The sequence below is a fragment of the Terasakiella brassicae genome (assembly GCF_014641495.1).
In the GTDB taxonomy this organism is placed as follows: Bacteria; Pseudomonadota; Alphaproteobacteria; order Rhodospirillales; family Terasakiellaceae; genus Terasakiella; species Terasakiella brassicae.
The window spans coordinates 1-8536 of record NZ_BMHV01000048.1; the positions used below are offsets into that span (position 1 = coordinate 1).

12 protein-coding genes are annotated in these 8536 nt (G+C 45.0%); 7 read left to right on the plus strand and 5 right to left on the minus strand.

All coding sequences use genetic code 11. The features are described 5' to 3' along the window. A partial coding sequence (locus IEW74_RS16670) for a DDE-type integrase/transposase/recombinase (protein WP_188667232.1) occupies positions 1-348 on the plus strand: 348 nt, incomplete at its 5' end. 22 nt (positions 349-370) lie between these two features. Here IEW74_RS16670 and IEW74_RS17450 read toward each other — a convergent pair. From IEW74_RS17450 to IEW74_RS16690, 5 genes are all read right to left on the minus strand, one after another. Then, positions 371-493, minus strand: a complete 123-nt coding sequence (locus tag IEW74_RS17450) for a glycoside hydrolase family 92 protein (RefSeq protein WP_229734400.1) — start codon at positions 491-493, stop codon at positions 371-373. Between the two features lie 512 nt (positions 494-1005). Then, positions 1006-1269 carry a hypothetical protein gene (locus tag IEW74_RS16675; protein ID WP_188666980.1) on the minus strand — a complete coding sequence of 88 codons (264 nt, stop codon included), beginning with the start codon at positions 1267-1269 and terminating at the stop codon, positions 1006-1008. A 528-nt stretch (positions 1270-1797) separates the two neighbouring features. Then, positions 1798-2388: a recombinase family protein gene (locus IEW74_RS16680; protein ID WP_188667234.1), complete on the minus strand. Its 591-nt coding sequence runs from the start codon at positions 2386-2388 to the stop codon at positions 1798-1800. Beyond that, the gene (locus IEW74_RS16685) at positions 2385-2618 is read right to left on the minus strand and encodes a hypothetical protein (protein WP_188667236.1); all 234 of its coding nucleotides are present in this window, start codon (positions 2616-2618) and stop codon (positions 2385-2387) included. Before IEW74_RS16685 ends, IEW74_RS16680 begins: the two co-directional genes overlap by 4 nt. Positions 2619-2765: 147 nt before the next feature. Beyond that, positions 2766-3710 (minus strand): hypothetical protein, encoded by a 945-nt coding sequence (locus tag IEW74_RS16690; protein WP_188667238.1) that lies wholly within the window; start codon positions 3708-3710, stop codon positions 2766-2768. 167 nt (positions 3711-3877) lie between these two features. Between IEW74_RS16690 and IEW74_RS16695 the strand changes: the two genes are divergently transcribed. The 6 genes from IEW74_RS16695 to IEW74_RS16720 all read left to right on the plus strand — a co-directional run bounded on the left by IEW74_RS16695 (position 3878) and on the right by IEW74_RS16720 (position 8411). After that, positions 3878-4513, plus strand: a complete 636-nt coding sequence (locus IEW74_RS16695; protein WP_188667240.1) for a hypothetical protein — start codon at positions 3878-3880, stop codon at positions 4511-4513. Between the two features lie 159 nt (positions 4514-4672). Next, a complete protein-coding gene (locus IEW74_RS16700; protein WP_188667241.1) occupies positions 4673-5284 on the plus strand; it encodes a DNA methyltransferase family protein in 612 nt (203 codons plus the stop codon). 76 nt (positions 5285-5360) lie between these two features. Continuing rightward, positions 5361-6200, plus strand: a complete 840-nt coding sequence (locus IEW74_RS16705) for a hypothetical protein (RefSeq protein ID WP_028880696.1) — start codon at positions 5361-5363, stop codon at positions 6198-6200. Beyond that, positions 6193-7605: a DNA N-6-adenine-methyltransferase gene (locus IEW74_RS16710; RefSeq protein WP_051610331.1), complete on the plus strand. Its 1413-nt coding sequence runs from the start codon at positions 6193-6195 to the stop codon at positions 7603-7605. The genes IEW74_RS16705 and IEW74_RS16710 overlap by 8 nt, the downstream gene beginning before the upstream one ends. 117 nt (positions 7606-7722) lie before the next feature. Continuing rightward, positions 7723-7998 (plus strand): type II toxin-antitoxin system HigB family toxin, encoded by a 276-nt coding sequence (locus IEW74_RS16715; RefSeq protein WP_188667244.1) that lies wholly within the window; start codon positions 7723-7725, stop codon positions 7996-7998. A 2-nt stretch (positions 7999-8000) separates the two neighbouring features. Next, positions 8001-8411 (plus strand): helix-turn-helix domain-containing protein, encoded by a 411-nt coding sequence (locus tag IEW74_RS16720; protein WP_038014784.1) that lies wholly within the window; start codon positions 8001-8003, stop codon positions 8409-8411. The last annotated feature ends 125 nt before the right edge of the window (positions 8412-8536 follow it).

An 8536-nucleotide genomic window follows, 5' to 3' on the forward strand; every position in this document is an offset into this window, starting at 1 on the left:
GTGATCGATGCTTTGCAAAGGGCCATTGCCCTGCGCCAACCGCCTGAAGGCGTGATCTTCCATTCAGATCGCGGGTCTCAATATTGCTCGCACGATTATCAAAAACTGCTCAGAAAATATGGCTTCAAAGCTTCCATGTCAGGCAAAGGAAATTGTTATGATAATGCCGCTGTTGAAACCTTTTTCAAATCCCTGAAAGCCGAATTGATATGGCGGATGAAGTTGGAGACAAGAGAACAGGCAGAAAAAGCCTTGTTCGGATACATCAATCGATTTTACAATCCCAAACGTCGTCATTCATACTTGGGCAATATCAGTCCAATGCAGTTTGAATTGAACGCCGCCTAAATGGAGAAGGTGCTCTCCAGTTTTAGGGGACGGGTCCAGAATAACTGACGATATTACGATTGATCCGGCGAGCAACATCATGCGGGACACGCCATCGGTATTGCCAGATATTATTACGTCGCCATAAACCCGGAATATGCACCATCAGCACCACCTGTAAAACGATGGTGTGCTACACTTATGTGCTACAGTTTGCCGATTCTGGTGGGAATTTGCCGTCAAATTGGCATCAAGAATCCCCCATAACCAATCAATGGATTGGTCTGAAAGTCGCAGAATATAAGGGTAAAAACAAAACGGACATTCCACGTCACCGTGCGAATGTCCGTCTGTAATGGTGGAGCTAAGCGGGAACATGAATGCAAGGCATACAGTGGCTTTGCGAGTTTCTGACGCAATCACACCACAGACGTTTCCAGCACCGCTCACACGCCGTTTATGGCGATCTACGGTGATGGTAATCGACGGTATAAAAACAAAAAGACCACACGACGTAACCGCCTGTGTGGTCTCTGTAATGGTGGAGCCTAGCGGGGACATGACGGGTATGAAAGCGGCCCGTTATTATCCCGGCAATATCGATGTTGGAATCATTCAGGTAATTCTTTAGATCATGAATTTACAGATGAATAACATCATAGTTTTCCATTGAAGTAATTACCCGTCAACTTTCTGAATTTCTGTTGAGTAGGTGAAAACGATTTTGTTGCCTTTTTTGTCGGTGGCAATTACGCCATCGGTCAGGTCCTCATTTTCCTCATCGCGACCTGTTGTAATCGCAACATGGCATATCACATCGTGCACAAAGAGCATTTCCTGACCGATGATGGTGTATACGTCTTCTATGATATCTTCGACATCCTCATGGCTCCATTTTTTGATACGTTCGAGTGCACATGCAGATTGAATTTGACTTAACATTGTAGTCACCTTGTTGTTTGGTTAATAATGAAGCCCTTATCCCGTACCTCTGACCATACGTCATTTTAGATTTTTGACTTGCCCAGCACCAAGCATTCAGATGTGCTTTACAGTGTAATTTCGATAATATTGATGCCAGTGAAGTAGTCGCTATTTGTCATCAAGTTACCAGTGAATCGTTCACAGTAATCGCGGATCACCGGCATCCATAGCTAATCAACGAAAAGATTGAAGGCACGTCGGTTTATGACGTTGGTGCAAGCACCTACCGTCAAAACCTCGCGTCAGTTCACTTCGTTAAATGATTAATCGACAGAGGGATTGTCGCTTCGCTATTCACGCATCGGTCGGCGGGTCATCCATATCTCAAAATTCCACCCTTGTAGGGGTTTACTCAATACTTTTATTAGCAACACCCCATAAGGGTGGAATTTTAAAAACACACCATCAGCACATATCGACGGAAGCAACGCGAACGGAGATAGTGCTGTGGTGTCGGTCTCTGCGACAGCAGATGACCGTCAGCACTTAAACCAATCCCTCTGCGGCCATCTCTTTGCGAATTCTTGATACGGTTCCAACGGACACCTTCGCCAATTCCGCGACAGCACGAATGCTTTTACCTGATCGCAATTGCTTTCGAACCCGATTAATTTTCCAATCCCCAACACCGGGTCGGCCAATCACTTTGTCAGTGCGAGCCAGACCGGCTTTAACCCGTTCAGATATCATCGCACGTTCAAATTCGCTGAATACGCCAAGCATCTGGAACATCATGCGACCGGCCGGTGTGCTCGTATCCAGACCTTGTTTGTGCAAATACAGATCAACGCCGCGATTATTGATGTCGGATAAAAAGCCAATTAAATCATTCAATGATCGACCTAATCGACAAACTGACCACGCTGCTATTAAATCGAATTCCTTCCGGGCAACACCTTTGAGCAATTCGTTGAATTGTGGACGTTGATCACGACCTTTAGAGCCACTGATACCTTCATCAGCATAAACGGCGACGATATTCCATCCTAGACGACGGGCAACTTCATCCAGATCACGACGTTGGTTCTCGATGGTTTGATCGTCCGTGGAGACCCTTAAATACATCGCTACCTTCATGACAGCATCATGTTCAAAAACGAACTGGTTATTGAACGGTCAAAACCGGCAACTTCGTTTTGGCTAAAATCTGCCGTAAAACGACGGTCGGCGACAATGGGGGTTTTTGAACACTTCTGAGCATTGTCCGCCGGAAGGACATTCTCCACAACGTTTTCGGAACGAACTCGTAACGTTATGTCCATCGGATTTACATAATCGGCGTTTACCCGGTTAAATGACTTAACCATGGTTCTTGCCCCACTGTGTTTTACGACGGGCTTCGTGAATGGCTTCGGTCAACGTGGCGTCACGGTCAGTGAGAGCTTCTTTGAGGTGGTTTAGGACTGCTTGGACGGAAGGAAGGTCGGGGCCGCAGTGGATGCTCGGGTGGTTGTTTATGTGGATCGGTTGGGAACTGTAGCGGGGGGTCGTAAATTGTTTCGCTTGATCGCTTGCTTCAAATTATCTTCTGTCCATTTATCACCATTTACGGTTAAGGTTTCAGTCGAAGAGTTTAGAGCTTGGGCCAACTTTTTATATGTCAATTTGCCATTTTCTTCGAGCTTCAATATTGCTTCACGGTGCGGGTTATAAAATTCATGGGCGTCTTGTTTTTGCTTTGCAACTCGTGCAGTTCGAGCTTGTTCAGTAATACCCGGTAATCGGCCATCTTTGTGTGCTGCTCTGGTAGCTTTGGATATTTTACGTTTACGTCGTTTATCTTTTGCAATCTCATTTTTTTGTTTCCTATGCCATTGAAAATGACACTGAATAGAACGACCGCAGGCTAAATCACTAACGTTAATTCCTTTGAAACTATCTGATCTTTCACTTACAAAATTCTTCATTGTCTTCATACCGTAAGAACGCCATTTGTTTAAATACGAGAGATCACAAAAGACAAGCTCCACGTTTTTTTCTGCATCTTTACTTAAGAAGGAACAAAGTTTAATAGCTTCATTTAAAACATCTTCAAAATCGTCAGGATAGTTTAATTCAGGCGGTTTATCCCATAATGATTCAAACGCAATTTCATGGTTTGGTTTTCTTCCAAGCTCTTCAATGAGTCCTGCTTGTTGCAGTTTTATGGTCTTGCTACGGCTAAGGGCATACTCGAACGAGGTCCGTGACCTTGGGAAAGAATAATCTTCGGGTTTTGATGGATAACTTAAAATACGGGTTCGAGGCTCAACTGGCACCCTCCATCTCGTAACTTCATCAAAGTAATATCCGGGATCGCGATAGGTCCAGTAAAATGCAACAATGATCTTATCGTGGATTTCAAGCTCATTTTCATCAATTACTTCACATAAATTTCCATCTTTGATTTTAACAGCCATTGGCATGTTCCGTTTTATTTTTATAAATTAAAACAATAATGTAGCATAAAAAAATACTGCTATTATACGATTTTTCTATCGCCAAGTGGCCTTCTTTTCATCCCCCGATATTCTATAGTCGAGTTTGCACAATATGCAAAAAAAAACAATCGCTTTAGGAGATGACAATGAGCATGATTTCGGAAATCAAAGAACTGGCTGAGACACTTGATGGAACAAAAAAAGATATTCCTTTGGTGCAACAATTGATCCAGAAGTTGGCAGGTTATACCGTTCAACTCATGGATGAAGATAACGACAAAATCATTCCAATTGAGGAAATTCAGCGACAGTATAACACCCCCCGCCAACGTCTGACGCCACAAGAGCGTTTGCAGATCATTATCAGTGAAGATGCCCCTTCTAAAATTTGTGAAGACTATGAAATTTCCCTCTCGACAATTCGTGGGATCAAAGGCGGTTCTGGCGGTTATCAAAAATTTGGAGGCTGTAAAGAGTATTGGAATTCTTACAAAAATAAATTTAGTGAAGAAATTCAGTTGCTGGAACATGTCAGCAAAAAGAAACGTGATCAGCCTGTTAAGGACAAAATTCTCGATATCATTACATCAAGCGAAGCACCGAGTGTTTTGATTAAGCGATATGGCTATTTGATGAGCACGATTTGTCAAATCAAGTCAGGGACGAGCCACTATAAAACTCATGGTGGTGATAAACAAAATTGGTTGAATTACAAGCGACTTCATCTTGTAGAAATTTCACGATTGTCAATGGCAGAACGTAAATCTGTAAACGCGAATTAAATCGCTCCCTACGCGGTAGCCGCTTCTACGACCTAAAGCCTAAACCAAACACTTCCCTGACATCGGTGACTTCACCCGGATCGTTTCCCTGTGAGACGTGAACCCTCGAACTCGGCTTGAGTTCACTGGTGTCGGTGATTTTTAAAAAGGAATATCGACATGTATCACGCAAAAAATATCAAAGTTAAAAATCAAGCTCCAAAGTCCAATGTCATCTACACCCCAGATCAATTGGCAGGTCAGATCGCAAACCTCGTGGGTAAGCATTCAGTTGTTTTTGATCCAGCAGTCGGTGGCGGAGCATTGATTAAACCGATGCGTGTCATGGGGCTTTGTCATCACGTTATTGGCATTGATATCAATAAACATGCAGAAGGTTTCCGTTTTTGCAACGAAACCGGGGTCTGTGACTTTACCAAGCTCGAATATTGGCCCTTTAAAATGCCTGACATCGTAATCATGAATCCACCATTCAATGGTGCGGAGAGTCGTCAACTTTACCCGGAACTCTTCCTCCGTAAGTGCTTTGAGTTTTTTGGCTACGATATTCCAGTTGTGATGGCTACCCCAGTTGGTTTCCGTTCCAACCTCCGCTCATTCACCTCAAAGCGGCTGGAATTCCTGCGTGACTGCAACATCACTTCGATCATGACCGTGCCTGCGACGATCTATCCCAGTGCATGTATTCAGACGGAAATCCTCTTTTTCAATCTTCCAAAACTGCCGCCACACATGGTGGTCGATCTCACTGACTTTCAACAAGCTGCCTAAACACAAACGACCTTCCTGAAAACTTTGGTCGGTGCATCGGGAAGGCCGCTCAACTCTCTCGAAAGGAGAATTTATTATGGACCCAATTAATACTTTCGACATCCAAGGTCAAGATACTGCCGCCATCGAGCATGTCCAGAACATCTCGGTCAGCGAAGACGAACTGCTAGAGCAAGCTGAGCAGGAGAATATCGATTTTGTCGCTGCTCAATGCATGGACGACGACATCGCAGAAGCTGCCACTTTGCTTCAAAATCTGCAAGCTGATATTGATGAAATTGAAAACAACTATGAAACGTTGCGTATCTTGCAGTTGGCTTATTCCATCCATCTGCAAAGCAAGAAGAAACCCGACGAATTTAAGATAAAGTGCGATATGGTAAAAGCAAAAGCTCGTGCTGATGCCAAGGATGGCGTTATCGTCTTCAACCTTCTCGAAAAGGTGAGTGGCACCCAATGGGCTAAACAGAATAAGACCCGCTGGGCAAAGGGCCTTCGTCTGGGTGCACAGCAGAACATCAGTATAGAGGATTTTTCTGATTATCTCGAAAGCCTTGGTGGCTGGTCTGCTGCGGCGAAGTTTTACGATAAATCAATCTCAGAAGATACCAAGGCTGAACGCGATGAGAAAAAACGCGATAATAGCCACCGCATCGCCACGTTGGAAAAAGAGGTTCCTGTGATTGCTCAATTGCCGGAAAATGGAGATGCTCCGGTTTGTTCTGGCACTGCCGGTCTTGGCCTGCTGGTTTACCGTGAAGGTGTTCATGGCGAAGACGGTATTCTTTGCCGCCTTAATATCACTGCTGATGATGTAGAGAGCCTGATCCACAAGCATCGTGGCAACTTGAGCAATGGACAGGTTGACGATATTCTTGCAACTCTTTCCGCTGAGGAGGCCGCTGACAATGTATAACTTTAGCGGAACACCGGAGGGAGTTCTTCTCCCTCCCGCACTTCCTGCGGCCAATGACACTGGGAGTGTCCGATGGGCCGGTGGCAAGTGCGGTCAAACCGATAAACTGGCAATGCTGCTGCCCGAAGAGATTGAGAATTATGCTGAACCTTTTGTTGGTGGTGGTAATATCTTTTACCATCTGCGAAAGACGGGTCGTATTAAGGGTAAGACATACCTTAGCGACATCAGCCTACCGTTAATCAACTTCTATCTGGTGCTACAGCGTAACCCCGAACAGGTTGCAAAAGCGGTTCTGCATCTTCATGAGCGATGTGGGCGTGGTAATCAGCAACTCTTTAGCGATGCTGTAGAGACCATCAACAGTCCCACCAGCACAGACTTTGAGAAGGCGGTTGCATTCTTTGTTCATAACACCTTGGTCTTCTCGTTGGCGACATTAAACTTTACGCGGAAGTCGGCTTTTGCTCAATCTTGTGCAGATACGAGAGGGCTAACGCTTCATAATATCCGCCGTCTTGTTGCAAATGGCAAAATGCTGGAAGGGACGATCATCGAATGTCAGGACTATCGGACTGCTGTTGAGAAACTGCCGGATAATACTTTCCTGTTCCTTGATAGCCCCTACGATGGAAGCAAAGAAGAAACTTATTGCACAGAGTTTGATCAAAACCTCTACGCAGCCAATTGCAAGGAATGGTCAGAGAAATTCCAAATGATGGTCACGTTGGATGCCGGTGTGGATAGTATGAGGCGGTTCAATCATTTTAAGCAGATCATCCGGCCCGTTCGGTATCACTCCACCAAACGGAAAAAAAATGAACAGGTGAGCCTGAATTACCAACCATCATTTTTGACAGACAAACTTGAGCTTTTGAACTGGACACACGTTCAACGGACAAACGGCGGAACATCAGACCAATGGTTCACGCCATTCGAATTGCTGAATACCCTGTATGATGCCTGTGGGGTTATGCAGTTCGACCTTGATCCGTGCAGTCCACCTGAATATTTGGCTCATACCAAAGCCAAGAAACGCTTCTGTGTTGAGTCTGGTGATGATGGGCTTGCGGAAGATTGGAGAGGGAAAACCATCTTCATGAACCCTCCCTATGGTCGTGGCATTGATAAATGGGTTGAAAAAGCCTGCACGGAAGTTGCCAATGGGAATGCCAAAACGGTCATTGGCTTGCTCCCGGTCAAAGCTGACACAGACTGGTGGCATAATCATGTCGCCATGAAAGCAGACATGTTCGTTTTTAATGGACGATTGAAGTTTGGTAACGCCAAAGGTTCAGGGCGGTTTGCATCAGCTTTGGCAATCTGGGGAGATACTTCGAATTTCGATATTTCTAAGTTCGGTAGCGATGAAACCTATCCCGGATATTGGCAAATGGCAGTATAGATAAATCTGAACAGGGCCCTCCCGCTTTGGGAGATTTCGGTTGCCTCCCATTATGGGAGATGGTAGATTTATAAAATGCGAGTTATATCGAAAAAGAAACTGCGGCAGTTCTGGGAAATGCAGGGCCGAGAAAACAGCAAGACCGAACTGGAAGTCTGGTATGACGTTACCAATAAGGCTCAATGGCAACACTTTGATGATGTGAAGCAGTCTTTTGGTTCCCGTGTCGATCTGGCGTATGGCAAGACTGTTTTCGATGTTCGCAACAATAAATACCGCCTAATTTGTTCGATTGATTATCAACGTCATGGGGTTTTGGTTCTCTGGATCGGCACCCACAAGGAATACGATGAACTCAATAAGAACAAAGGCAAGAAGCTAAAGGAGCTATGATCATGCCTATTGCAGAATTGACCATCAATGAAGTCATGGTCCATCCTTTGCGTTCAGAGGCTGACTATGACGAAGCCATCGAAACCATTGAAGAACTCTGGGGGGCAGAACCCGGCACAGACGAAGGTGACCGACTGGACGTGCTTATGGATTTGGTAGAGGCTTACGAAAGTAAATATCATGCAATTGATTTACCTGACCCCATTGAAGCCATCAAAATTCGCATGAACGACCTTGGTATGAATCAGAACGCCTTGGCTGAGGTGCTGGGCGTGAACAGCGGTCGTGCGTCAGAACTTCTGAATAAAGCCAATAATCGCAAGCTCACCTTGCCGATGATCCGTAAGCTGAATGAAGCTCTGGGCCTATCATATGACTGCCTTTGCCAATCATATGACGTAAAGGCCGCGTAAGTAACACTGTGTTGTCTAATAGCGGTCCTTTTTGTCAAGCTCCATCTTTGTCATCTTAGCCGATTTCATGGTTGTCTTCGCGGTCTGTTGGCCTTTAATTTTATGAAGGCCGCCGCATGATGGCT